Annotated in this window: 21 protein-coding genes and 1 riboswitch; of the genes, 14 read left to right on the top strand and 7 right to left on the bottom strand. The window is 73.0% G+C overall.

Features of this window, described 5'->3' with window-relative positions; genetic code table 11:
- The first annotated feature begins 125 nt into the window (after window positions 1–125).
- The 8 genes from cpaB (at window position 126) to ENKNEFLB_RS07540 (ending at window position 9120) form a co-directional block, all read left to right on the top strand.
- Window positions 126–866, top strand: a complete 741-nt coding sequence (cpaB, locus tag ENKNEFLB_RS07575; protein WP_214058624.1) for a Flp pilus assembly protein CpaB — start codon at window positions 126–128, stop codon at window positions 864–866.
- 45 nt (window positions 867–911) lie between these two features.
- Window positions 912–2120 (top strand): CpaE/TadZ family protein, encoded by a 1209-nt coding sequence (locus ENKNEFLB_RS07570; RefSeq protein WP_214058623.1) that lies wholly within the window; start codon window positions 912–914, stop codon window positions 2118–2120.
- A 5-nt stretch (window positions 2121–2125) separates the two neighbouring features.
- Window positions 2126–3649 (top strand): TadA family conjugal transfer-associated ATPase, encoded by a 1524-nt coding sequence (locus ENKNEFLB_RS07565; protein WP_214058622.1) that lies wholly within the window; start codon window positions 2126–2128, stop codon window positions 3647–3649.
- A 1-nt stretch (window position 3650) separates the two neighbouring features.
- On the top strand, window positions 3651–5612 hold the full coding sequence (locus ENKNEFLB_RS07560) for a type II secretion system F family protein (protein WP_214058621.1): 1962 nt from the start codon (window positions 3651–3653) through the stop codon (window positions 5610–5612).
- 1 nt (window position 5613) lies between these two features.
- Window positions 5614–6531 carry a type II secretion system F family protein gene (locus tag ENKNEFLB_RS07555; protein ID WP_214058620.1) on the top strand — a complete coding sequence of 306 codons (918 nt, stop codon included), beginning with the start codon at window positions 5614–5616 and terminating at the stop codon, window positions 6529–6531.
- Between the two features lie 16 nt (window positions 6532–6547).
- Complete coding sequence (locus tag ENKNEFLB_RS07550; protein ID WP_214058619.1) at window positions 6548–8125, top strand: sensor histidine kinase; 1578 nt, start codon at window positions 6548–6550, stop codon at window positions 8123–8125.
- Complete coding sequence (locus ENKNEFLB_RS07545; RefSeq protein WP_214058618.1) at window positions 8122–8772, top strand: response regulator transcription factor; 651 nt, start codon at window positions 8122–8124, stop codon at window positions 8770–8772. The genes ENKNEFLB_RS07550 and ENKNEFLB_RS07545 overlap by 4 nt, the downstream gene beginning before the upstream one ends.
- A 132-nt stretch (window positions 8773–8904) precedes the next feature.
- Window positions 8905–9120: a Flp family type IVb pilin gene (locus tag ENKNEFLB_RS07540; RefSeq protein WP_214058617.1), complete on the top strand. Its 216-nt coding sequence runs from the start codon at window positions 8905–8907 to the stop codon at window positions 9118–9120.
- 70 nt (window positions 9121–9190) lie between these two features.
- On the opposite strand, the gene ENKNEFLB_RS07535 is transcribed toward ENKNEFLB_RS07540, so the two are convergent.
- The 3 genes from ENKNEFLB_RS07535 to ENKNEFLB_RS07525 all read right to left on the bottom strand — a co-directional run bounded on the left by ENKNEFLB_RS07535 (window position 9191) and on the right by ENKNEFLB_RS07525 (window position 12033).
- The gene (locus ENKNEFLB_RS07535) at window positions 9191–10414 is read right to left on the bottom strand and encodes a hypothetical protein (RefSeq protein WP_214058616.1); all 1224 of its coding nucleotides are present in this window, start codon (window positions 10412–10414) and stop codon (window positions 9191–9193) included.
- A 55-nt stretch (window positions 10415–10469) separates the two neighbouring features.
- The gene (locus ENKNEFLB_RS07530) at window positions 10470–11453 is read right to left on the bottom strand and encodes a C40 family peptidase (protein WP_246535899.1); all 984 of its coding nucleotides are present in this window, start codon (window positions 11451–11453) and stop codon (window positions 10470–10472) included.
- An 82-nt stretch (window positions 11454–11535) separates the two neighbouring features.
- Window positions 11536–11682: riboswitch (cyclic di-AMP (ydaO/yuaA leader) on the bottom strand.
- A 144-nt stretch (window positions 11683–11826) separates the two neighbouring features.
- Window positions 11827–12033 (bottom strand): hypothetical protein, encoded by a 207-nt coding sequence (locus ENKNEFLB_RS07525; RefSeq protein ID WP_160008157.1) that lies wholly within the window; start codon window positions 12031–12033, stop codon window positions 11827–11829.
- 102 nt (window positions 12034–12135) lie between these two features.
- Between ENKNEFLB_RS07525 and ENKNEFLB_RS07520 the strand changes: the two genes are divergently transcribed.
- A complete protein-coding gene (locus ENKNEFLB_RS07520) occupies window positions 12136–13893 on the top strand; it encodes a DEDD exonuclease domain-containing protein (RefSeq protein WP_214058614.1) in 1758 nt (585 codons plus the stop codon).
- Between the two features lie 9 nt (window positions 13894–13902).
- Window positions 13903–14181 (top strand): Lrp/AsnC family transcriptional regulator, encoded by a 279-nt coding sequence (locus tag ENKNEFLB_RS07515; protein ID WP_214058613.1) that lies wholly within the window; start codon window positions 13903–13905, stop codon window positions 14179–14181.
- A gap of 3 nt (window positions 14182–14184) precedes the next feature.
- Here ENKNEFLB_RS07515 and trpD read toward each other — a convergent pair whose 3' ends face one another.
- Genes trpD through ENKNEFLB_RS07500 form a run of 3 tightly spaced genes read right to left on the bottom strand, consistent with a single transcriptional unit; the run spans window position 14185 to window position 16625 of the window.
- Entirely contained in the window at window positions 14185–15216 is a 1032-nt protein-coding gene (gene trpD / locus ENKNEFLB_RS07510) for an anthranilate phosphoribosyltransferase (protein WP_214058612.1), read from the bottom strand.
- Between the two features lie 7 nt (window positions 15217–15223).
- On the bottom strand, window positions 15224–15634 hold the full coding sequence (locus ENKNEFLB_RS07505) for an Rv3143 family two-component system response regulator (RefSeq protein WP_214058611.1): 411 nt from the start codon (window positions 15632–15634) through the stop codon (window positions 15224–15226).
- A 10-nt stretch (window positions 15635–15644) separates the two neighbouring features.
- On the bottom strand, window positions 15645–16625 hold the full coding sequence (locus tag ENKNEFLB_RS07500) for a cytochrome c oxidase assembly protein (RefSeq protein WP_246535898.1): 981 nt from the start codon (window positions 16623–16625) through the stop codon (window positions 15645–15647).
- An 85-nt stretch (window positions 16626–16710) separates the two neighbouring features.
- Between ENKNEFLB_RS07500 and ctaE the strand changes: the two genes are divergently transcribed.
- The 4 genes from ctaE (at window position 16711) to qcrB (ending at window position 21206) form a co-directional block, all read left to right on the top strand.
- Complete coding sequence (gene ctaE, locus ENKNEFLB_RS07495; RefSeq protein WP_214058610.1) at window positions 16711–17349, top strand: aa3-type cytochrome oxidase subunit III; 639 nt, start codon at window positions 16711–16713, stop codon at window positions 17347–17349.
- A gap of 85 nt (window positions 17350–17434) precedes the next feature.
- A complete protein-coding gene (qcrC, locus tag ENKNEFLB_RS07490) occupies window positions 17435–18307 on the top strand; it encodes a cytochrome bc1 complex diheme cytochrome c subunit (protein WP_214058609.1) in 873 nt (290 codons plus the stop codon).
- Between the two features lie 83 nt (window positions 18308–18390).
- Window positions 18391–19461, top strand: a complete 1071-nt coding sequence (qcrA, locus tag ENKNEFLB_RS07485; RefSeq protein ID WP_214059377.1) for a cytochrome bc1 complex Rieske iron-sulfur subunit — start codon at window positions 18391–18393, stop codon at window positions 19459–19461.
- 2 nt (window positions 19462–19463) lie between these two features.
- Window positions 19464–21206, top strand: coding sequence for a cytochrome bc1 complex cytochrome b subunit (gene qcrB, locus ENKNEFLB_RS07480; RefSeq protein ID WP_214058608.1), 1743 nt, complete (start codon window positions 19464–19466; stop codon window positions 21204–21206).
- Between the two features lie 678 nt (window positions 21207–21884).
- Here the strand turns inward: qcrB and ENKNEFLB_RS07475 are convergent.
- Window positions 21885–23129 carry a L,D-transpeptidase gene (locus ENKNEFLB_RS07475; RefSeq protein WP_214058607.1) on the bottom strand — a complete coding sequence of 415 codons (1245 nt, stop codon included), beginning with the start codon at window positions 23127–23129 and terminating at the stop codon, window positions 21885–21887.
- Window positions 23130–23167: the final 38 nt, after the last annotated feature.

Below are 23167 nucleotides of genomic sequence, written 5' to 3'. Positions count from 1 at the left end.
CGGCCCGGTCCCGCTGCGTGCCACGATTTCGCCTCGCCCGCGGGATGGTCCCGCGCGCCGCACGCAGCGCCTGACGTCAGCACCACCGGGGGAAGGTGGCCGATGTCGCGCGCCGGGAGGGACCCATGGAGCGACGCAAGATCCTGCTGGTCGTGGCGGCCGTCGTCGCCGCCCTCGGGGCCACCCTGGTCTTCCTCTACGCCCAGGGTGCCGAGAACCGGGCCGTGGCGCAGTTCCAGACCGTCGAGGTGCTGAGTGCCGCCCAGCGCATCGAGCGCGGCGAGTCCATGGACGACGCCCTGGCCGCCGGCAAGGTGACGATCGAGGACGTCACCGTCGACGAGGTGCTCGAGGGCGCCGGCGCCGACGACGAGGTGTTCGCCGGCCAGGTCGCGCTGACCACGATCTACCCCGGCGAGCAACTGCTCCCGGTCAAGTTCGGCTCCGCCGACGAGGTCGAGTCGACCTCGACCCTCCCGGTGCCCGACGGCAAGGTCGCGATCTCCGTCAGCCTCACCGACCAGGGCCGCGTCGGCAGCTTCACCCGACCCGGCTCGGAGGTCGCGATCTACCTCTCCGCTGTCCCCGAGGACGGCACCGCGGCCTACACCCGGATGCTCCTGCCGCGGGTCACGGTGATCGGCGCCGGGTCCACCACCCAGGTCCAGGCCGCCGCGACCGCCGCCGAGGGCCAGGTCCCCGCCGAGCAGCTGCCCAACACGCTGCTGACGCTGGCCGTCGAGCAGCGGGAGGCCGAGAAGGTCCTCTTCGCCCAGGACGCCGGCACCCTCTCCTTCGCCCTGCTCCCCGCCGAGGGCGAGCTCGAGGACACCGGGGGCGTCGATGCCGCGAACCTCTTCGAGTGACCCCCTCCCCCTCCCGCGCACCGCTGCCCCCAGGACCGTGACCTGATGCCCGTGCTGGTCGAACCCGACGCGACCCGCGTCGCCGAGCTGCTCAAGCTGCTGCCCGCGGGCACGCAGGCCGTCGAGGACGTCGAGCGGATGCACGCCTGGATGGCGCGCCACCCCGACGAGTACGTCGTGCTCCTCGGCCCGGGCGTGCCCCTGGCCCTGGTCACCGACCTCTGCGAGCGGCTGCGGGTGGACCGCCCCACCGTCAGCGTCGTGCTGGTGCGGGAGGTGATCGACGCGCCGCTGCTCAGCCAGGCCATGCGGGCCGGGGTGCGCGACGTCGTCGAGACCCACGACGACCAGGCCGTGGCCGAGGCCGTACGCCGCGCCCACCAGCTGCACACCGCCCTGCGCGGACCGGGCGGGGCCACCCGTACCGGCACGGTGACGACCGTCTTCTCCCCCAAGGGCGGGGTCGGCAAGACCACGCTGGCGGTCAACCTCGCCCTCGCGCTGGCCGACCGGGGCGCCCGCCGCGTCTGCCTGGTCGACCTCGACCTCGGCTTCGGCGACGTCGCGATCACGATGCAGCTCTTCCCGACCCACACCATCGAGCAGGCCGTCGGCGCCGAGTCCGTCCTGGACGCCGTGCAGCTCGACGGACTGCTCACCCGGCACGCCGACTCCCTGATGGTCCTCGCCGCGCCGGCGCACCCCGACGTCAAGGAGCGGATCACCCCGGCCCTGGTCTCCCGCGTCCTGCGCACCCTGCGCGAGAGCTTCGACCACGTCGTCGTCGACACCGCCCCGGCCTTCGACGACGCGACCCTGACCGCGCTCGACGAGACCGACGAGTGCGTCCTGGTGACCACCCTCGACGTGCCGACGCTGAAGAACGTCAAGGTCGCGCTCGAGACCATGGACCTGCTCGACGTCGCCCCCGGCCACCGGCACCTGCTGCTCAACCGGGCCGACGACGCCGTCGGCATCGACGTCGAGAAGGTCGAGGCCATCCTGGGCATACCCGTCGAGGCCCGGATCTCGACCTCGGTGGACGTCGCGGCCAGCACCAACACCGGGACCCCGATCGTCACCGCGAGACCCGACCACCCGACCAGCCAGGCCGTCCGCGACCTGGCCCGCACGCTGCTGGGCGGGGAGACCCCGGTGCCGGGGCCCTCCGACGCCGCCGCGGGCCCCGCCGGCGGCACCGGCCCCGACCATCCCGGGCACGCCGGCCAACGCCGCTTCCGGCGACGGAGGTGAGCCGAGTGAGCACCCTCGCCGACCGCCTCGCCGCCGCGCGGCAGGCCACCGACACCAGCACCGGGCGTGCGCCGGCACCCGCCGCACCCGCCGCACCCGCCGACCGGGCCGACGCCGCCCCTCGGCACGCGGCCGAGACGCCGCGGAGCACCCCCGCCGTCCCGCCGCCCTCCGCCGCGCCCACCGCGCCCTCCGCGCCCGCCGCCGCCAGCACCGGGGGCGGGCTGCAGCAGCGCCGCGCGCAGGCCGGCCAGGGCGACCCGGTCGAGGAGCTCAAGGCCCGGGTGCACGCCGAGCTGCTCCAGCAGCTCGGGCCCCACCTCTACGACGCCGACCTGGAGGAGGCCGAGCTCGACCGCCGGGTCCGCAGCGTGCTCTCGGACCTGCTCTCGACCCAGGACCGGCCGATCAGCGCCTCGGACCGTCAGCGGGTCACGCAGGACATCACCGACGACATCCTGGGCTACGGCCCGATCGAGCCGTACCTGCGCGACCCCGACGTCTCCGAGGTCATGGTCAACGGGCCGGACTCGATCTGGCTGGAGAAGTCCGGGCGGCTGGTCGCGGCCGACGCCGTCTTCGACGACGAGGACCACCTGCGCCGCACGATCGACAAGATCGTGTCCCGGATCGGGCGCCGCGTCGACGAGTCCAGCCCGATGGTCGACGCCCGCCTGCCCGACGGCAGCCGGGTCAACGCGGTCGTGCCGCCCCTGGCGATCGACGGCTCCGCGCTCACGATCCGCAAGTTCGCCGCCGACCCGCTGACGGTCGACGACCTGATCCGCTTCGGCTCGCTGACCCCGCAGACCGCCGACTTCCTCGACGCCTGCGTCCGTGGCCGGCTGAACATCATCGTCTCCGGCAGCACCGGCGCCGGGAAGACCACCACGCTCAACGTCCTGTCGACCTTCATCCCGCACGACGAGCGGATCGTCACCATCGAGGACGCCGCCGAGCTGCAGCTCAAGCAGGACCACGTCGTACGCCTGGAGTCCCGGCCCTCCAACATCGAGGGCAAGGGCGCGGTGACCATCCGCGACCTGGTCCGCAACAGCCTGCGGATGCGGCCGGACCGGATCATCGTCGGCGAGGTCCGCGACTCCTCCGCCCTGGACATGCTCCAGGCGATGAACACCGGCCACGACGGCTCCATCTGCAGCCTGCACTCCAACGGACCGCGCGACACGCTGTCGCGGATGGAGACGATGGTGCTGATGGCCGGGATGGACCTGCCGATCCGGGCGATCCGCGAGCAGGTCGCCTCCGCGGTGGACCTGGTGGTGCACCAGACGCGGTTCAAGGACGGCACCCGCCGGATCACCCACCTGACCGAGGTCGAGCGGATGGAGGGTGACGTGATCACGCTCCAGGACATCTTCCTCTTCGACACCTCCGCGGGGTTCGACCTCGGCGGGCGCACGCTCGGCACGCTCCGGGCCACCGGGCTGCGGCCGTCCTTCCTGGAGAAGATGTCGCACGCCAACGTGACGGTGGACCCGATGCTCTTCCACAGCGACCGGATCTGACGTGCCTACGCCCTCCCGTCTCCTGCCGACCGCGCTCCTCGGGGCCGTGCTCGCGCTCGTGGCCGCGCCCGCGACGGCCACGGACCTGGGTGCGCCGGCCCAGGGCGTGATCAGCTACGTCGAGCCCGGGGACGACGCCCTGTCGGTGCTGGTCTCGCTGCCGGCCGGGGCCGACGTCGACCTGGCCGGGGTCGGGGTCACCGTCGACGGTGCCACCGCGGAGGCGGTGGCCTCCCCCGCCGACGAGGCGGCCGGCGGCGCCGGGGTGCGACGGACCAGCGTGCTGGCGGTCGACGTCAGCGACTCGATGGCCGGGGAGCGGTTCGCCGCCGCCCAGGACGCCGCGCGCACCTACCTGGACGGCGTCCCGGACGACGTCAGCGTCGGGGTCGTCGCCTTCGCAGGGGAGGTGGAGGTCCTGCTCGAGCCGAGCACCGACCGCGACGCCGCCCGCGCCGTCGTGGACGGGTTGTCGCTGGAGCGCGGGACCCTGCTGAACGAGGGCGTGCGCACCGCCGTCGAGCTGGCAGGCGCCGGGGGCCAGCGCTCCGCGATCGTGCTCTCCGACGGCGCCGACACCAGCGGCACCCCGCTCGAGGACGTCGTCAGGGCCGTCGAGGACTCCGGAGTGCACGTCGACGTGGTGGCGCTCGAGCGCGGTGACGCCGGTGGCGACGCCGGCGGCGACGCCGGCGGCGACGCCCTCGCGGAGATCGCCGCGGCCGGGCGCGGCTCCGTGGTCGAGGCCAGCAGCGCTGCCCTAGCCGCGACCTTCGACGAGCAGGCCGCGATCCTCGAGCGCCAGGTGCTGGTCGACGTCGTCGTGCCGGCGGAGGTGACCGAGCAGCGGGCCACCGTCGCGGTCACCTTCCCCTCCCCTGCCGGCGACGTCGTCGCGTCGTCCTTCGTGCCGGTGTCGCACCCGGCCGCCGTCCCCGCGAGCACCTCCGGCGGACCGGTGGTGGAGCGCTCCCTGCTGCCGCAGGTGCCGGCCGGGGTGCTGCTGCCGGCCGTCGTCCTCCTGGGCCTCGGGCTGCTCGGCGTGGCCGTCGCCCTCGTCCCGGCCGCGGCCGGCAACCCGAGCGCCGGCGACCGCCTGGACCGCTGGGTCGCCGCCTCCCGCCGCGGAGGCGCGCCGACCGTCGAGGCCGGGCCCGCCAGGGAGCCGCTCCGTCAGCAGGCCGGCGCGGCGGCCGCCCGGCTGCTGAGCAGCACCGGCTCCCTCGAGGGCCGGATCGCCCACAAGCTCGAGCGCGCCGGCAGCGGGCTGAAGGCCCAGGAGTGGCTGGTGGTGCACGTCGGCATCGCGCTGGTGTCCGCGGTCGTCGGGGTCGTGCTCGGCGGGCCGGTGCTGCTCCTGGTCGGGCTCCTGCTCGGGGTGGTGCTGCCCTGGGTCTTCCTCGGGTTGAAGGCCGGACGGCGCCGCAAGGCGTTCGACCGGGCGCTGCCCGAGACGCTGCAGCTGATCTCCGGCTCGCTCTCGGCCGGGCTGTCCCTGGCCCAGTCCATCGACACCGTGGTCCGCGACGGCGTCGAGGTGATCGCCACCGAGTTCAAGCGGGTGCTGGTCGAGACGCGGCTCGGGGTGCCGTTGGAGGACGCGCTCGACGGCGTCGCGAAGCGCTACGAGTCCAAGGACTTCGCCTGGGTCGTGATGGCGATCCGGATCCAGCGCCAGGTCGGCGGCAACCTCGCCGAGCTGCTCGACACCGTGGCTGCCACGATGCGCGAGCGGGAGTACATCCGGCGCCAGGTGTCGGCCCTCGCGGCCGAGGGCAAGCTGTCCGCCGTGGTGCTGGCCGTGCTGCCCCCGGGCTTCATGCTCTACCTGCTGATGGCCAACCGGGAGTACGTGATGGTGCTCTTCACCGACCCGCGCGGACTCGTGATCCTGATCGGCGCCGCGGTGTGGTTGTCGCTCGGGATCTTCTGGATGAGCAAGCTCGTGAAGGTGGAGGTCTGAGGTGCTGCTCCTGCTGCTGGGCTGCCTGCTCGTCGTCGGCGCCCTGGTCCTGGTCGCCGCGGCCCTCGGCGGGCCCCGTCCGCTGGTCGGGGTCGACCGGTCCGTGGCGTACCTCGAGGCGCTGAACGCCGCCCCGGAGGAGATCCGGGGTGACACGGACCCCCCGTTCGCCGAACGGGTCCTGGTGCCCCTCCGCCGCCGGGCGCTGGCCACCGGACGTCGACTGTCCGGCGCGGACTCCGCCACCCGGATCCGTCGCAAGCTGGACCTGGCCGGCAACCCCCGGGAGTGGTCGGTCGACGCGGTCGTCTCCGGCAAGGTGATGGGGGCGATCGTCCTGTTCGTCGTCGCCGTGGCCGTCACGCTCGTCCTCGGCACCTCCTGGCCGGTCACCCTGCTCGTCGTCGCAGGCGGCACGGTCGCCGGCTTCTTCGTGCCCGAGATCTTCCTCTACCAGCGCGCCTACGACCGCGCCCAGCGGATGCAGCGCGAGCTGCCCGACGCCGTCGACCTGCTCCGGATCAGCGTCGAGTCCGGCCTGGGGTTCGACGCCGCCGTCCAGCAGGTCGCCCGCAACCTCGAGGGGCCGCTGTCCGAGGAGTTCGCCCGGGTGCTGAAGGAGATGCAGCTGGGTCAGGGCCGGGCCACCGCCCTGCGTGGGCTCGGTGACCGGACCGACGTGGAGGACATCAAGGGCTTCGTCTCCGCCATGGTCCAGGCCGACTCGTTCGGCATCCCGGTCGCCCAGGTGCTCGAGGTCCAGTCCACCGAGATGCGGGTCAAGCGCCGGCAGCGCGCGGAGGAGAAGGCGCAGCAGGTGCCGGTCAAGATCACCGTGCCCCTGATCTTCTTCGTGCTGCCCACCCTGTTCGTGGCAGTAATGGGCCCGGCCGCCCTGAGCATGATGGACAATCTCTGAGGACAGGGGGTCCCTCGTGCGCTCGCGCCAGCTGTTCTTGGTCACGGCCGCCACTCGGGTGGTGGTGCTGATCGGTGTTCTCGCGCCCGTCCTGTGGCGTCGGGACAGCGACGCCGTCGTCGCCGTGGCCGCGCTGGCCGCGGTCTGGGCCGTGGCCCAGGTCGGTACGGGACGGCCGACCGTGGCCGCGCTGCCCCTCGTCGCCGGCGAGGCGATGGCCACCGGCATCGTCGCCGCGGTCGGGCTGCAGACCGAGCCGGCCGTCCTCGGCGCCCTGCTCGTCGCCCCCTTCGTCGGCGGCCTCTACCGCGGCGTGGTCGGTGTCGGCGTCGCGCTGCTGGCGGAGGTCCTCGCGCTGTCCGTGATCACCCTGGCCCTCTTCGGTCTCCCACCGTCCGAGGAGCTGCTCTTCGCCGCCGTCTGGCTACTCGGGGGGCTCGGCCTCGGGTTCATCGCCACCTTCGTGCGGACCGCGGTGCTGCAGATCCCGACCGAGCTGGCGCCCTACCTGTACGCCCAGGAGCTGATCCGCGAGCTGATCGACCTGTCCGGCGGCCTGCGCTCCGGCCTCGACGTCACGGCGCTGGGCGGGTCGATCCTGGCCGCGGTCAACGACCGGGTGCCGACCGTGGCGGTCGCGCTCTACGCGCCGCGCGGTGAGGCACTGAGCCCGCTGGTGGCCGAGGCCGCCGACCGTGACGCCCACCTCCCGGCCTGTGGCGACGCGGCCCAGGCGGCCTGGTCGCGGGGCGACGTCGTCGTCGACGACCGGGCGTTCGCCTGGCCGCTCGGCAAGTCCGCCGTGGTGGCCGGCCTGCTCCCGTCCGAGGTCGACCTGGACGCCATCGGGGTCGAGCGGTCCCTGGCGCGGCTCGAGCACGAGCTGCGCCCGGCCGCCGTCCACCTCGACACCGCCCTGCTGTTCGCGGCCTTCCGCGACAGCGCCACCGCCGACGAGCGGCAGCGCCTGGCCCGGGAGATGCACGACGGCGTCGCCCAGGACATCGCCTCACTCGGCTACCTGATCGACGCGCTCGCCGCCGGGCAGACGACGACGGACCAGCAGGAGCAGCTGCGGGTCCTGCGCGAGCGGGTCACCGCGGTGGTGGCCGAGGTCCGTCAGGCGGTCCTGACCCTGCGCAGCAGCGTCGGACGCTCCCCCAGCCTCGGCGCCGCCCTCGCCACCGTCGCCCGGCACCTCTCGGAGGCGTCCGGCGTCGCGATCCAGGTCACCGCCGACGAGCACCCGACCAGGCTGCAGCCCGAGGTCGAGGCCGAGCTCTTCCGGATCGGCCAGGAGGCGATGAACAACGCCGTGAAGCACGCCCACGCCCGCAGCGTGGAGGTGCTCTGCCAGGTGCACGCCCCCGACGCCCGGATCGTGGTCACCGACGACGGCGTTGGCATGCAGCAGCCCCGCCCCGACTCCCACGGGCTCGCCATCATGCGCGAGCGCGCCAGCCTGGTCGGTGCGGAGCTGGCCATCGAGGAGGGCGAGGACGGTGGTGTCCGCGTGGCGGTCGGCGTCGGTCGACCGGCCGACGCCTGGCCCTCACCGCGCGCCGGGCGCCCCTCCGTCACGGCGGACGCGTGAGCACCTCCACCACGGTGCTCGTCGTCGACGACCACGCCCTCGTCCGCGAAGGCCTGTCGACCGTGCTGGACCTGCAGCCCGACCTGTCGGTCGTCGGCACCGCGGCCACGGTGACGGAGGCGCAGGCCGCCCACGACCAGCACTCACCCGACGTCGTCGTCACCGACCTCCAGCTGCCCGACGGCACCGGCCTCGACATCGTCCGCAGGTTGCGCGCCCGTCGCCCCGAGGTCGGGCTGGTCGTGGTGACCATGCACGCCGGGGACGAGCAGATCCTGGCGGCCATGCAGGCCGGCGCCTCCGGATTCGTCGGCAAGGACGCCCCCTCCTCCGAGGTCGTCGCGGCCGCCCGCCGCTCCGCGGTGTCACCCGGGTCGTTCGTGTGCGCCGGACTGGTGCAGGCGGTCGTCCGCCAACGGGCCTCACGCGAGCGGGCGCTCACCGAGCGCGAGCACGCGGTGCTGCTGCTCCTCGCGGAGGGGCTCGGCTCGGCCGGGATCGGCGAACGGCTGTTCCTCGCCGAGTCCACGGCCAAGTCCGACATCACCCGGATCTACCAGAAGCTCGGCGCCGCCAACCGGGCGCAGGCCCTGGTCACCGCGATGCGGTCGGGCCTCCTGTCGTCGGTGGACCCCTCGTCCCGATGATCTGGACCTAGTCCGAAAGGACTAGATCGGTGTGTCCGATCGACTCTCAGATCGCTCCCGGGGTCCGCCGAGAACTCGTGTGCGGGGCCACTCGACCCGCCTCGGACGTCCCCCCACACGAAGGAACCCCACATGATCGACAAGCTGATCGCCCTCCTCGCCCAGACCCGCCGCACCGCCGGTGAGCGCGGCGCCTCCGCCGTCGAGTACGGCCTGCTCGTGGCCGGCATCGCCGCGCTCGTCGTGGTCGCCGTCTTCGCGATCGGTCCCGTGGTCAGCGAGGCCTTTGAGGACACTTGCGACACGATCGAAACCGAGAGTGGCGCCGCCGCCACGGCGACGTGCTGAACTGACCTCATCTCGCCGCCCGACGGCCCCCGCTCCCACGGAGCGGGGGCCGTCGGCGTATCAGGACCCCTCAGCCCGCGAGCGCGTCCAACCGGTCCCGCCACGCCTCGGTGAGGTCGGCCTCGTCCCACCCGAAGTCCGCCCGCAGCGCCCGGCTCACCGACCCACCGCCGTCGACGGCGTCGTAGAGGTCCACCAGGGCCTCCTCGCCACCGCGGTCGGCCAGCACCAGGCAGGCCACCCAGGCCGCCTCGTACGTCGCGCCGAGGTGCGTGGCGCCGGTCGCGAACTCCGCCTGCCCCGGCAGCGTCCGCGGCAGGCCGTCCTCACGGACCTGCTCGACGACCTGGGCGGCCGTCGTCGACAGCGGCAGGTCGACGTCGCGCAACGCGACGTAGTCCGCGAACCCCTCCAGCAGCCACAGCGGCAGCGCGCCGCTGCTGGGCGCGCGGGTGGCGACGTGCACGGCCTCGTGGCTCATCACGACCTGGGCGCCCTGCGCCTGCAGCTGGCCGAAGACGTCGGGGTTGAGGAAGATGTGCACCGGCGAGCCGGTGGGTGCGCCGTCGACGGCGGCAGTCACCGCGGCGATCGCGCCGTACGTGCCGGGCTCGACGCCCAGGGCGGCGTCCAGACCGGCCTCCCCGGCCGGGACCTCCACGACGAGCCGGCCGTCCCAGCCGGTCAGCACCCGCTCGACGACGGCGACCGCGCGGTCGGCCCGGGCGTCGTACGCCTCCGCGTCGGGCCCGGTGGACGAGGCGGCCTGCACCACCAACGTGGTCGGTGACGAGGCGACCTCGACCGGGCCGGTGAGCCACACCGGGCTGCGCCCGGCGCCGGGCCCGCTGCCGTCCACCGGCGCGAGGGCCACCACCCGGGTGCCGTCCTCGTCGGTGACCAGGTCGACCGAGGTCTCGGTGGAGGCGACGTCGCGGTCGTAGCCGGCGAAGCGCCAGGCGACCTCCACCTCGGCCCGCCAGCGGCCGTCGGCGTCGACCGGCGAGGTCTCCTCGACGTAGCGGAGGTCGAAGTCGACGACATCGATCGCACGGGCGTTGGCCACGACGGCGTCCAGCCGCTCCTGGGCGGCCGGGTCGGCGCCGAGGCCGGCCAGCGGCCCCGGGTCCCGGCGCTGCACCGCGCGCTCGACCTGCTCGACCGCCCGGGCGGCCGCCGCGCCGTCGGCCACGACGGGCAGCCCGGTCCCGGGCTCGGCCGAGCCGGCGACGTACCGGTCGGGGGTCAGCGCGGCCCAGGCCACGGCCCCGGCGACCAGCAGCAGGAACAGCACGAGGCCGGCCCTCCACCATCGTGGACGACCGGCCTCGCGCCGAGGCGTGGCGTGCTCAGCCAGGGCGGACCGCACCGGAGAACGGCATCGAGAAGACCGGGGCGATGGCGACGCCGGTGCCCGGGTTGGCCGCGTGCACGATCTGGCCGTTGCCGATGTACATGCCGACGTGGCTGACCGGGCTGTAGTAGAACACCAGGTCGCCGGGCTGCAGGTCGGAGGACGACACCGACGGGCCGGAGCTCATCTGGGCGCCCGAGGAGTGCGGCAGGCCGACGCCGGCGGCGCCCCAGGCCATCATCGTCAGACCGGAGCAGTCGAACGCGTCGGGGCCGGCCGCGCCGTAGACGTAGGCGTCACCGACCTGCGACATCGCGTAGCTGACCGCGGCACCGGCCCCGCCGGAGGCGGGCACGCTCGCGGCGGGCTCCTCCTCGGCCTCGGGCTCGGCCTCGGGCGTGGTGGAGCGGGAGACGGTGGCCTGCGAGCGGGCGGCCTCGGCGGCCTGCGCGGCGGCGAGCCGCTCGCGCTCCTCGGCCTCGAGGTCGGCCAGCAGCGCCTCGGCCTCGTCGACCTTGGCGTCGATCGTGTCCTTCTCGGCCTTGAGCCGCTGCTCGACGACCTCGACCTCGGAGGCGCGGTCCTCGGTGGCGCCGGCGCGCAGGTCGAGAGCCTTCAGCTCGGTGGCGTAGTCGGTGAACATGCCCTGCTGGAGCTGGTAGAACGCCGACATGGTGCTCATCTGCGAGACGAACGCCTGCGGGTCGTCGCTGACGACGACCTGGCCCATGGCCGAGAGGTTGTCGCCCTGCATCTGCTGCAGGACGGTGTCGCGGACCTGCTCGCGCACGGCCTCCAGGCGACGGTCCTGACGCTGCTGGTCGGACGAGAGGGAGTCGAGGTCGTCGGTGAGCTCGTCGAGCTCCAGCCGGGCGTCGTTGTAGCGCTCGGAGGCGATCTCGGCCTCGTGGTAGAGGGTGTCGACGCGGGACTTCACCTCGTCCAGCGTCGGCTCGGCCGCGGCGGGCGAGGACGACACCAGGCTGACGCCGGCGACGAGGGTGAGTCCGGTGAGGACGCTGGCAAAACGATGACGACCGTGCTGCAAAGCGGGCGGTCTCCCTTGTAGTCGTGACGTCTACCAGGTGAGCTGACGGATTCGGGCTCGACTGTGCCCTACCCCCGCCCGGCCGCACGCGGCCGCGCCAGGGGATTCACCCCAGGTGCTTGGTTCCCCGGCTCGCTCCCCGACGGATCGGTTCGCAACTCGACGCGGTGCCCGCCGCTGACCCTGGTGGTCGACGTCCTCGGGCACCTGAGCGGCCACCCTAACCTCGGGCCCGCGACCGACCAAACGTGCGTCCACAGGCGTGACGTTGGTCCTGAGGGGCCGATTCGAGGAGCTGCCGGGGTCAGGCCGACTCGACCTCGGGACCGTCGACGGGCTGCACCAGGCGCAGTGGCGGCACCAGCCCGCCGGCGGCCAGCAGGTCGAGCGCGCGCCGCTCCTCGTCGTCGAAGGTGAGCTCGGGCGGCGGCCCGAGGAGCACCGTCACCACGCAGTCGTGGCAGGCCAGTCCGCGGACCACGCAGGAGTCGCAGTCGATTCTCGTCGTCATGGGACAGAACGTCGCACCCGCCGCCGACAGCCCTCGCGCACCGACCCCACGGACCGCGCGTCCTCCGCACCGCTGTCGGTGCCGCGACCTAGCGTCACGACCGTGACCACCGCTCCCCCGACCCCGTCCCCGCGCTGGGAGGTCCAGCGCAGCCTCGACGAGCTCGGCACGCCCCTGCGCGACGTCACCTTCTGCGTGGTCGACCTCGAGACCACCGGGGCCTCGGTGCGCGACGGGTGCGAGATCACCGAGATCGGCGCGGTCAAGGTCCGCGGAGGGGAGGTGCTCGGGGAGTTCCAGACCCTGGTCGCCCCCGAGGGCTCCATCCCCGCCTTCATCTCCGTGCTGACCGGGATCACCAACGGCATGGTCGTCGGCGCCCCGCGCATCGAGGCGGCGCTGCCGGCCTTCCTCGAGTTCGCTGCCGGCTGCGTCCTGGTGGCGCACAACGCCCCCTTCGACATCGGCTTCCTGCGCCACTTCGCCAGCGCCCAGGGTCGCGCCTGGCCCGAGGTCGAGATCGTCGACACCGCCCGGCTGGCGCGGCGCGTGATCACCCGCGACGACGCCCCGAACTGCAAGCTGTCCTCCCTGGCCCGGGCGTTCGGCTCCCCCACCACGCCCGACCACCGCGCGCTCTCCGACGCCCGCGCCACCGTCCACGTGCTGCACGCGCTGATGGAGCGCCTCGGCGGCGTCGGCGTGCACACCCTGGAGGAGCTGCAGACCTACACCTCCCGGGTCAGTGCCGCGACCCGCCGCAAGCGGCACCTCGCCGACGGCCTGCCCCACGCCCCCGGGGTCTACCTCTTCGAGGACGAGCGTGGCCGCGTGCTCTACGTCGGCACCTCCCGGGACCTGCGCACCCGCGTGCGCACCTACTTCACCGCCTCGGAGAAGCGGAGCCGGATGGGCGAGATGGTCGCGCTCGCCGCGCGGGTGCGGGGCATCGAGTGCGCCACCCCGCTCGAGGCCGAGGTCCGTGAGCTGCGCCTGATCGCCCACCACAAGCCCGGGTACAACCGCCGTTCGAAGTTCCCCGAGAAGACCACCTTCGTCAAGCTCACCCGCGAGCCGTGGCCCCGGCTCTCCCTGGTCAAGGCCGTGCTGGAGGACGACGCCGACTACCTCGGTCCGTTCGCCTCCCGGCGCGCCGCCGAGCAGTGCCTCGACGCGCTGCACCAGACCTTCCCGGTCCGTCAGTGCAGCGGCCGGATGCCGGCGCTGCCCTCCCGTACGCCGTGCGCGCTGGCCGAGCTGGGCCGCTGCCTGTCGCCCTGCGACGGCTCCGTGGACCAGCTCACCTACGGCGCCGTCGTCCGGCGGCTGCGCGACACGCTGCTGCGCCGCCCCGACGACGTGGTCGACACGATCAACCACAAGATGGCCGCGCTGGCCGCCGAGGAGCGCTTCGAGGAGGCCGGCGCCCACCGGGACCGGCTGGCCTCCTTCGTCCGCGCCGCGTCCCGCACCCAGCGGCTCGGCTCCCTGGCCGCCTGCCGCGAGGTGGTCGCCGCCCGGCGCGAGGACGACGGGCGGTGGGCGGTCCACGTGGTACGCCACGGCCGGCTCTCCGCGGCCGGCGTCATCCCGCCGGGCGCCGACGCGCACTCCTGGGTGGACACCCTGCGCGCGAGCGCCGAGACCGTCGCCGCCCGGCCCGGGCCCGTGCCCGCGGCGAGCGCGGCGGAGTCGGAGCGGGTGCTGCGCTGGCTGGAGCAGCCGGGCGTACGCCTGGTGGAGGTGGAGGGCGAGTGGACCTGCCCGGTCCGCGGGGCGGCGCCACACCTCACCCGGCTCGCCCCGGGCCCGCGCGACCCGGCCACCGTCGGGCTGCCCTCACCGGCCGGCGTCTCCTAGGCTGAGCAGATGATCACCGCCATCGTGTTCGTCAAGGCCGACGTCGCCCGGATCCCCGAGGTGGCGGAGTCCATCGCCGAGATCGACGGCGTCTCGGAGGTCTACTCCGTCACCGGCACCATCGACCTGATCGCGCTGGTGCGGGTCCGCCACCACGACGACGTGGCCCACGTGGTCGCCGACCGGCTCAACAAGGTGCCCGGGGTGAGCGAGACCGAGACCCACATCGCGTTCCGGGCCTACTCCCGCCACGACCTCGAGGCCGCGTTCTCCCTCGGCCTGGACTGACTCTCAGGCCCCGGCGGCGGTGACCCAGGCCGCGAGCGTGCGTGCCGCGGCACCGGAGTCGATGGCCTGCGCGGCCCTCTCCACCCCGGCCGCGAGCGCGTCGGCGAGCTCGGCCGACGGGTCGTCGTAGACCGCGAGCGCCGCGCCGGCGTTCAGCACGACCGCGTCGCGCACCGGGCCGGTCTCCCCGTCGAGCAGGCGGCGGACCACCCCGGCGTTGTACGCCGCGTCGTGCCCACGCAGGTCCTCGGCGGTGGCCGGCGGCAGCCCGAACGCCGCCGGGTCGATCTTCGTGCGCACGACCTCGCCGTCACGGACGACCCAGACCGTCGACGTGGTGCTGGTGGTCAGCTCGTCGAGCCCGTCGTCGCCGCGGAAGACCCACGCGTCGGCACCGCGACGGGCCAGGACACCCGCCATCACCGGGGCCGCGCGCAGGTCCGCGCAGCCGACGGCCATCGCCTGGGGACGCACCGGGTTGGCCAGCGGACCGAGCATGTTGAAGGTGGTGCCGATGCCGAGCTCGCGCCGCGTCCCGGCGACGTGACGCATCGCGGGGTTGAAGGCGGCGGCGAAGCAGAACGTGATGCCGGCCTCGACCGCGACCTCGGCGACCCGCGACGCGGGCAGGTCGAGCCGGATGCCCAGCGCCTCGAGGACGTCGGCCGACCCGCTCTGCGAGGACGCCGACCGGCCGCCGTGCTTGACCACCCGCGCCCCGGCGCCCGCGGCGACGATGGCCGACATCGTGGAGATGTTGACCGACATCGACCGGTCTCCCCCGGTGCCGACGACGTCAAGCAGACGCCCGGGCACCTCCAGGGGCGTCCGGGCCTCCCACATGGCGTCGACCAGGCCGGCGACCTCCTCGATGGTCTCGCCCTTGGCACGCAGGGCCACCGCGAAGCCGGCGACCTGGGCCGGGGTCGCGGCGCCGGCGAGGATCTCGCCCATCGCCCACGTGGTCTGCTCGGCCCCGAGGTCCTGTCCGGCGACGAGCGCGCCGAGGACGTCGGGCCAGGTCGTGGCGCTCACGCCCGGCTCAGGCCGGGACGCGCGAGCGCAGCAGGGTGACCACGGTCTGCGCCAGCTCGATGGGGTCCAGCGGGTGCGCGACCGCGCCGTCGGCTCGCGACCAAGTGGCCAGCCAGGCGTCCTGCGGGCGCCCCGTGAGCACCAGGACCGGCGGGCAGTTGTAGATCTCGTCCTTGAGCTGCTTGGCGATCCCCATCCCGCCCGCCGGCGCCGCCTCGCCGTCGAGGATGGCCAGCGCGACGCCGCCGGCGTCCATGACCTTGATCACCACCGGCTCGGTCGCGACCTCGACGTACTCGACCTCGGGCAGGTCGGGGTGCGGGCGGCGCCCCAGGGCCAGGATCACCTGCTGCCGCGTGTTGACGTCGTCGCTGTAGACGAGCACCTTCAGGGGGGCCGGGGAGGTCGCGTCGCTCACACCGGCGATGCTACCGCCCGGTCTGCTCGGCCGCCGCCCGCGCCTCGCGGGCCTCGCGGGCCTCCAGGAGGTCCAGGCGCCGGTCCTCGCGTCGCGCCTCCTGGTGCGACGAGCGCACCCACTGCACGAACAGCACGATGAAGAACCCGATCCCCACGAGGTCGCCGGATCCCCACAGGATGCCCCCGGCCAGCTCCTGGTCGGCTGCGGCGTCGGGCAGCCACGACCCCATCGGGCCTGCAGCCAGTCGCGGGTACCAGTCCCCGCCGATCAGCGTGGACTGACCCATGATCGTGACGCCCAGGAAGGCGTGGAACGGCAGCGTCAGCACCACCATCGCCACCCGGAACGGGTAGCCCACCCGACCGGGCACGGGGTCGATGCCCATCAGCGGCCAGAAGAACAGCGCCCCCACCGTCACCAGGTGCAGGTGCATCATCTCGTGCACGAACGTCGAGGTGAGCGAGGCGTCGTACCAGGGCGAGAAGTAGAGCGCCCACGGCGAGAGCACGTAGAGCGCGAACGTCAACGGCGGGAAGGACAGCACCCGCGCCACCCGCGAGTGCAGCAGGGCCAGCAGCAGCCGGCGGGGCGCTCCGGGCAGCGTCCGCAGCGCGAGGGTGACCGGCGCCCCCAACGCCAGGGCCAGCGGGACCACCATCGAGAGCACCATGTGCTGGACCATGTGGACGCTGAGCAGGGTGCTGTCGTACGCCGCGAAGCCCGACGACGTGGCCAGGTAGAAGGCGCCCATGCCGACGACCACGAACGAGAACGTCCGCGCCCACGGCCAGGCGTCCCCGCGCCGGCGCAGCGTGGACACGCCGAGCAGGTAGAGGCCGGCGCCCCAGACGGTGACCACGAGCGGGACCGGGGCCAGCCCCCACTGGGTGAAGACCGCTCCGAGGCCAAACGGCGGGAGCACCGGGGCGTCCTCGGGCACGACCGTGCCGAGCACCGCCGGCAGCGTCACCAGGAGGGTCGTGAGCACGGTTCAAACCTAGCCCCCGGGCGGGTGCGGCGACGCGCTGCGGGGTGGGGGTGCCCGGGCCTGGTGGCCGGGGCATAATGAACGCGTGGCGACCACAGCAACGATCCCGGCCTCCCGCCTCCACGGGCATCACGACCGACCCAGCATGGTCGCCGTCGGCACCATCATCTGGCTCTCGAGCGAGCTGATGTTCTTCGCGGCGCTGTTCGCGGCGTACTTCACGATCCGCTCCGTGAGCCCCGAGCTCTGGGCGCAGAACACCGAGATGCTCAACGTCCCGTTCGCCCTGGCGAACACCACGATCCTGGTGCTCTCCTCGCTGACCTGCCAGCTCGGCGTCTTCGCCGCCGAGCGCGGCCAGGTCGGTCGCAGCGGCTCGCTCCTGCAGTTCCGCAAGTGGGGCCTGCGCGAGTGGTTCATCCTCACCTACCTGATGGGCGCGGTCTTCGTCGCCGGTCAGGCCGTCGAGTACGTCGAGCTGGTCGCCGAGGGCGTCACCATGTCGGCGTCGGCCTACGGCTCGGTCTTCTACCTCTCGACCGGGTTCCACGGCATCCACGTGGCAGGCGGGCTGCTGGCCTTCCTCCTCGTCCTCGGGCGCACCTACCTGGCCCGCAAGTTCACCCACGAGCAGGCGGTCAGCGCGATCGTGGTCTCGTACTACTGGCACTTCGTCGACGTCGTGTGGATCGGTCTGTTCGCGACGATCTACCTGATCCAGTAGTCGTCCCTCCGAGCACGGCACCACCGCAATCCCTGCCGCCAGAACCTCTGCCGCCGAACCCCGACCCCGATCCTGAGGACCCATCGTGCGTCTGCTCAACAGAACCGCCGGCCGACTGTCGAGGCACCGTCGGCGCCCGGTCGCCGCGCTCCTGGTGCTGCTGCTCGGCCTGTTCGCCACCGGCACCTTCTACGCCGCCTTCGCCCCGGCGCAGGCCGAGACGACCGCCAGCGACGCCGCCCAGGTCGAGGAGGGCCGTGAGCTCTTCCTCATCGGCTGCGCCTTCTGCCACGGCACCAACGGCGAGGGCGTCCTGACCGAGAGCGGCACCCAGTACGGCCCGGCGCTCGCCGGCGTCGGCGCCGCCGCGGTCGACTTCCAGGTCGGCACCGGCCGGATGCCGCTGGTGCAGCCCGGCCAGCAGGCCCCCTCCAAGCCGACCATCTACTCCGACGAGGAGATCGAGGCGCTCGGCGCCTTCGTCGCCTCCCTGGGCCCCGGCCCGGCGGTCCCCGAGGAGTCGGAGTACTCCGTCGAGGGGCTCTCGGCCGAGGAGCAGGAGGAGGCCGTCGTCCGCGGCGGCGAGATCTTCCGCACCAACTGCACCGCCTGCCACAACTTCGACGGCGCCGGCGGCGCCATGCCGCGTGGCGGCTACGCCCCCAGCCTCCAGGGCGTCGAGCCCAAGTACATCTACGAGGCCCTGCTCACCGGCCCCCAGTCGATGCCGACCTTCTCCAACGGCAACCTGGCACCCGAGGACAAGCGCGACGTCATCGCCTACCTGCAGGAGTCCGAGGAGCAGCCGACGTACGGCGGCTTCGGCCTCGGCAGCATGGGTCCGGTGGCCGAGGGCCTCTTCGCCTGGGTCGTCGGCATCGGCGGCCTGGTCGGCTTCGCGATCTGGATCGCGGCCCACAGCACGCGTTCGCTCAAGCAGAAGGGCACCACGGAGTGACTCCCGACGACCCGAAGGACCCCAGCGGCCAGCACCCGACTGTCCCCGGCACCACCCCCGGCGCCTCGCCGCAGGGCGGCGTCGTGCCCGACAGCCACGGTGAGTTCACCCCGGTCCGGACCGACACCCCGGTCGCGGACCCCGGCCTGCCCGCCCACCAGTGGCGTCCCACCGACGTCGACCCGAAGCTCGAGAAGCGCGCCGAGCGCCAGGTCGCCGGCATGTTCGTGGCCGCCCAGGTCTTCGTCGTGCTCTTCGTCGTCAGCTACTTCGTCTTCGACATCGGTGGCGACGGGGACGCGTTCCTCGGCCTCGGCGCCTCCACGGTGACCCTGGGCCTGTGCCTGGGCATCGCGCTGCTGCTCATCGGCGTCGGGATCATCCAGTGGGCCCGCAAGCTCATGGGTGACCACGAGATCTCCGAGATGCGGCACCCGGCCCGGTCCTCCGACGAGGACCGCGAGGCCACGCTCGAGGCGCTGCGCGTCGGCACCGAGGAGTCCGGGATCGCCCGGCGCCCCCTGATCCGCAACACCCTGCTCGGCTCGGTCGGCCTCCTCGGCGTCCCCGCCGTGGTGCTCCTGCGCGACCTCGGCCCCACCCCGGGCCAGGTCGCCACCGAGCAGCCGTACGAGGGTGCCGGCCTGGCCAACACGGTCTGGGCCGACGGGATGCGGGTCGTGCGCGACGTCATCGGCACGCCGATCCGCGCCGCGGACCTGGAGATCGGCGACCTGGTGAACGCCACCGCCGCCGCGCTCTACGAGACCGACGAGGAGGGCGAGCTCGTCCTCGAGGGCACCGTGCGTCTGATCGCCAACTCCAAGGCCCCGGTGATCGTGGTCCGGATGGAGCCCGAGGAGATCGAGGCCGTCGAGGGCCGCGAGAACTGGACCGTCGAGGGGATCATCGCCTACTCGAAGATCTGCACCCACGTGGGCTGCCCGATCTCGCTGTACGAGCGCACCACCCACCACGTCCTGTGCCCCTGCCACCAGTCGACCTTCGACCTGGCAGACGGTGCGAACGTGATCTTCGGCCCGGCCGCCAGGCCGCTGCCGCAGCTCGCCCTTGCGGTTGATGACGAGGGGTACCTTGTAGCACAGAGCGACTTCGACGAGCCCGTCGGACCAAGTTTTTGGGAGCGTGGCTGAAGATGACGATCGACACCAGCAAGGTGGCGACAACGACGACAGGCACCGCTGCCACGGCGCCCACCCGTACCGGAGCAGTAGCCAACTGGGCGGACGAACGCCTCGGCCTCGGCACGGTCATGAAGAAGAACCTGCGCAAGGTCTTCCCGGACCACTGGTCGTTCATGCTGGGCGAGATCGCCCTGTGGAGCTTCGTGGTCCTGCTGCTCACCGGAGTCTTCCTGACGCTCTGGTACGACCCGAGCATGGCGGAGACCCCGTACACCGGCTCCTACGCCCCGCTGCGCGGCATCGAGATGTCCCAGGGCATGTCCTCCACGCTGCACATCTCCTTCGACGTGCGCGGCGGCCTGCTGATGCGCCAGATGCACCACTGGGCGGCGATGCTCTTCATCGCCGCGATGATGGTGCACCTGCTCCGCGTGTACTTCACCGGCGCGTTCCGCAAGCCCCGTGAGCTGAACTGGGTGATCGGGTCGCTGCTGCTGCTGCTCGGCACGCTCGAGGGCTTCACCGGCTACTCCCTGCCCGACGACCTGCTCTCGGGCACCGGGATCCGCGCGGCGGACGGCTTCGTGAAGTCGATCCCCGTCGTGGGCACCTACGTCTCGTTCTTCCTGTTCGGCGGCGAGTTCCCCGGCGACAGCATCATCCCGCGCCTCTACATCATCCACGTGCTCCTGATCCCGGGCATCCTGCTCGGCCTGATCGCGGCCCACATGCTGCTGCTCGTCTACCACAAGCACACGCAGTGGCCTGGCCCCGGCCGCACCGAGGAGAACGTCGTCGGCTTCCCGATGCTCCCGGTGTACGCCGCCAAGGCCGGCGGGTTCTTCTTCGTCGTCTTCGGCGTCACCGCGATCATGGGTGGGCTGATGACGATCAACCCGATCTGGCGGTACGGACCGTACGACCCGACCAAGGTCACCGCCGGGTCCCAGCCGGACTGGTACATGGGCTGGCCGGACGGTGCGCTGCGGATCATGCCGGGCATCGAGACCGAGCTCTTCGGCTACACGCTGTCGTGGAACGTGCTCGTGCCGATCATCATCCTGCCTGGGCTGATGTTCACGATCCTGCTGATGCTGCCGTTCATCGAGAACTGGATCACCGGCGACAAGCGGGACCACCACCTGCTCGAGCGTCCCCGTGACGCGCCGACGCGGACGGCCCTGATGGTCGCGCTGATGACCTTCTACGGCCTGATGTGGGCCGCGGGCGGCAACGACATCATCGCGATCCGCTTCGACCTGTCGATCAACCAGATCACGTACTTCCTGCGGGCGGCGGTGTTCATCGGACCGGTGATCGCCTTCATCATCGCCCGGCGCTGGTGCATCTCGCTGCAGCGCAAGGACCGTGACGACGTGCTCCACGGCTACGAGACCGGCATCATCATGCGTTCGCCCGAGGGCGGGTTCTCCGAGCGGCACGCGCCGCTCCCCCAGGAGTCCGTCTACACCCTCACCTCCCGTGAGGACACCAAGGCGTACGCGGCGCTGCCGGCCACCGACGCCAACGGGGTCGACGCACCGAACGGTCGCATCGACCGGGTGCGGGCCAAGCTGTCCCAGGCCTGGTTCGCCCACGACACGGCACCTCCCACCCGGGAGGAGCTCGACGAGGCGCACCACCACGCCGAGCACGCCCACGAGCTGCAGGGGGCGCTGGACGGCCGCGCGGCCGACGGCCACCAGTACGACGGCAAGCACGCCGTCGAGGGTGACCACCTCCGCAACGACTGACGCACCACCCGCACAGCCCGCACCACCAGGACGGCCCGTCGCAGACCATGCGGCGGGCCGTTCTGCGCGCCGAGATGACGCTTGCGGACAGCCGAGATGACGGTCGCGGCGCACCGAGATGACGCTTCCGGACTCGCAAGTACACGCCGATCCGGCTGTGCAGTCCCGGGGCCTCGCGGCACCACGGCGCCGTACGGCGCACTCACCCACCACCCAGGACGCGCGCGCCCGCACCCACCCGACCGACGGCGATACGGACGACCGAGAACGCGCCGCAACCGTCACCTCGACGCGCCGCGAGCGTCACCTCGGCGGGGATCAGCCGAGGACGTTCTCGGACCCGTGGATGTTCGCCGGTCCAGCTGCACGCCCCGGCGCCTCGCGACACCACAAGCCCGTACGGCGCACTCACCCACCACCCGGGAGCCGCGCGCCCGGCTCCACCCGACCGACAGCGACACGGACGACCGGGAGCGCGCCGCAACCGTCACCACGAGGCGCCGCGAGCGTCACCTCGACGTGCCGCGAGCGTCACCTCGGCGGGGATCTGCCGGGATGACGCTCCCGAACTCGCAAGTACGCGCACGCCCGCACCCACCCGACTGACGGCGATACGGACGACCGGGAGCGCGCCGCGACCGTCACCTCGATGCGCCGCGAGCGTCACCTCGGCGGGGGTCAGCCGAGAGCGGAGGCCTGGCGGTAGTCGGCGTAGGAGGCGTTCCAGTCGCCGTAGCCGTTGTCCAGCGTCATCGGCCGGTCGGTGCCGGTGTACTCGACGACGTCGCCGCGCAGGGTCATGCCGTAGAGCCAGGCGGCGTTCTCGGTGCTCATCCCGGTGCAGCCGTGGGAGACGTTGGCAGAACCCTGGGAGGACACCGACCAGGGGGCGGCGTGGATGAACTCGCCGGAGTACGTGAGCCGCATCGCGTACTGCACGTCGGCGATGTCGTAGGACTCGGCGCTGCCGGCCGCGATGCCGACCGTCTCGGAGTTCATCCGACGGCTCTCGAACTTCTCCATGATCACCTTCGTGCCGGAGCGGGTGGTGAACCCCGCCTTGCCGGTGGTGATCGGGATCGTGCGCAGCAGGTCGCCGTTGGAGAAGACCTGCATCTGGTGGGTCTGGGCGTTCACCTTGTACACGTGGGAGTCCCCCACGGTGAAGCCGACCTCCCGGTCCTCCTGGCCGTAGATCCCGTCGCCGGCGTCGACCCCGTTGACGTCGACGTCGACGTCGACGGTGGTGCCCGGCTCCCAGTACGCCTTCGGGCGCCAGTGCGCCTCGTAGTCGCTCATCCAGTGCCAGGTGCCCGGCTGGGCGGGGCTGGAGGTCACGGTCATCTGCTTCTCGAAGGCCGCACGGTCGGTGACCGGGACGTCGAAGCTGACCACGACCGGCATGCCCACGCCCACGGTCTCGCCGTCGAGCGGCGCGACGGAGGCGAAGGTCTGCTCGTCCAGCGTGAGCGGCGCGGTGGTGAACGAGCTCGACTCGGTGACGTCACGACCGTCGGTGCCGGTGACGACCGAGCTGATGTCGTACGTCGTGCCCGGCTCGAGGCGCTCGGCAGCCGCCCAGGCGGCGCCGTCGTCGCTCAGCGTCCCGGGAAGGCGCCCCGCGGGCGAGGAGACCGTGACGCGGCTCAGCTCGCCGCCGTCGGCGCTCACCTGCACCGTGGTGTCCACGGGGACGCCCTGGGCGCCCCGGGCGACGTTCGTGGTCACCGTGGGTCGGGCGGCGTCTTCGGACGCGGCCTGCGTGCCCCCGGCGCGGGGTGCTCCCCCGTCGCTCGCGTCACCCTTGGTCTCCGGCGCGCTGGGGCCGGTCGAGCAGGCAGCCAGGCTGCCGGCGAGGACGGCGGCGGAGGCCAGTGCGACGAGGCGACGGGACTGGGAGGAGGAACGGGACGGAAGGGACATGCACGAGCTCCCGGGGCAGTGAGAAGACAGCTGAGCGG

Source organism: Nocardioides aquaticus, assembly GCF_018459925.1.
Taxonomy (GTDB): Bacteria; Actinomycetota; Actinomycetes; order Propionibacteriales; family Nocardioidaceae; genus Nocardioides; species Nocardioides aquaticus.
This window is presented reverse-complemented; position numbering and strand designations above follow the sequence as displayed.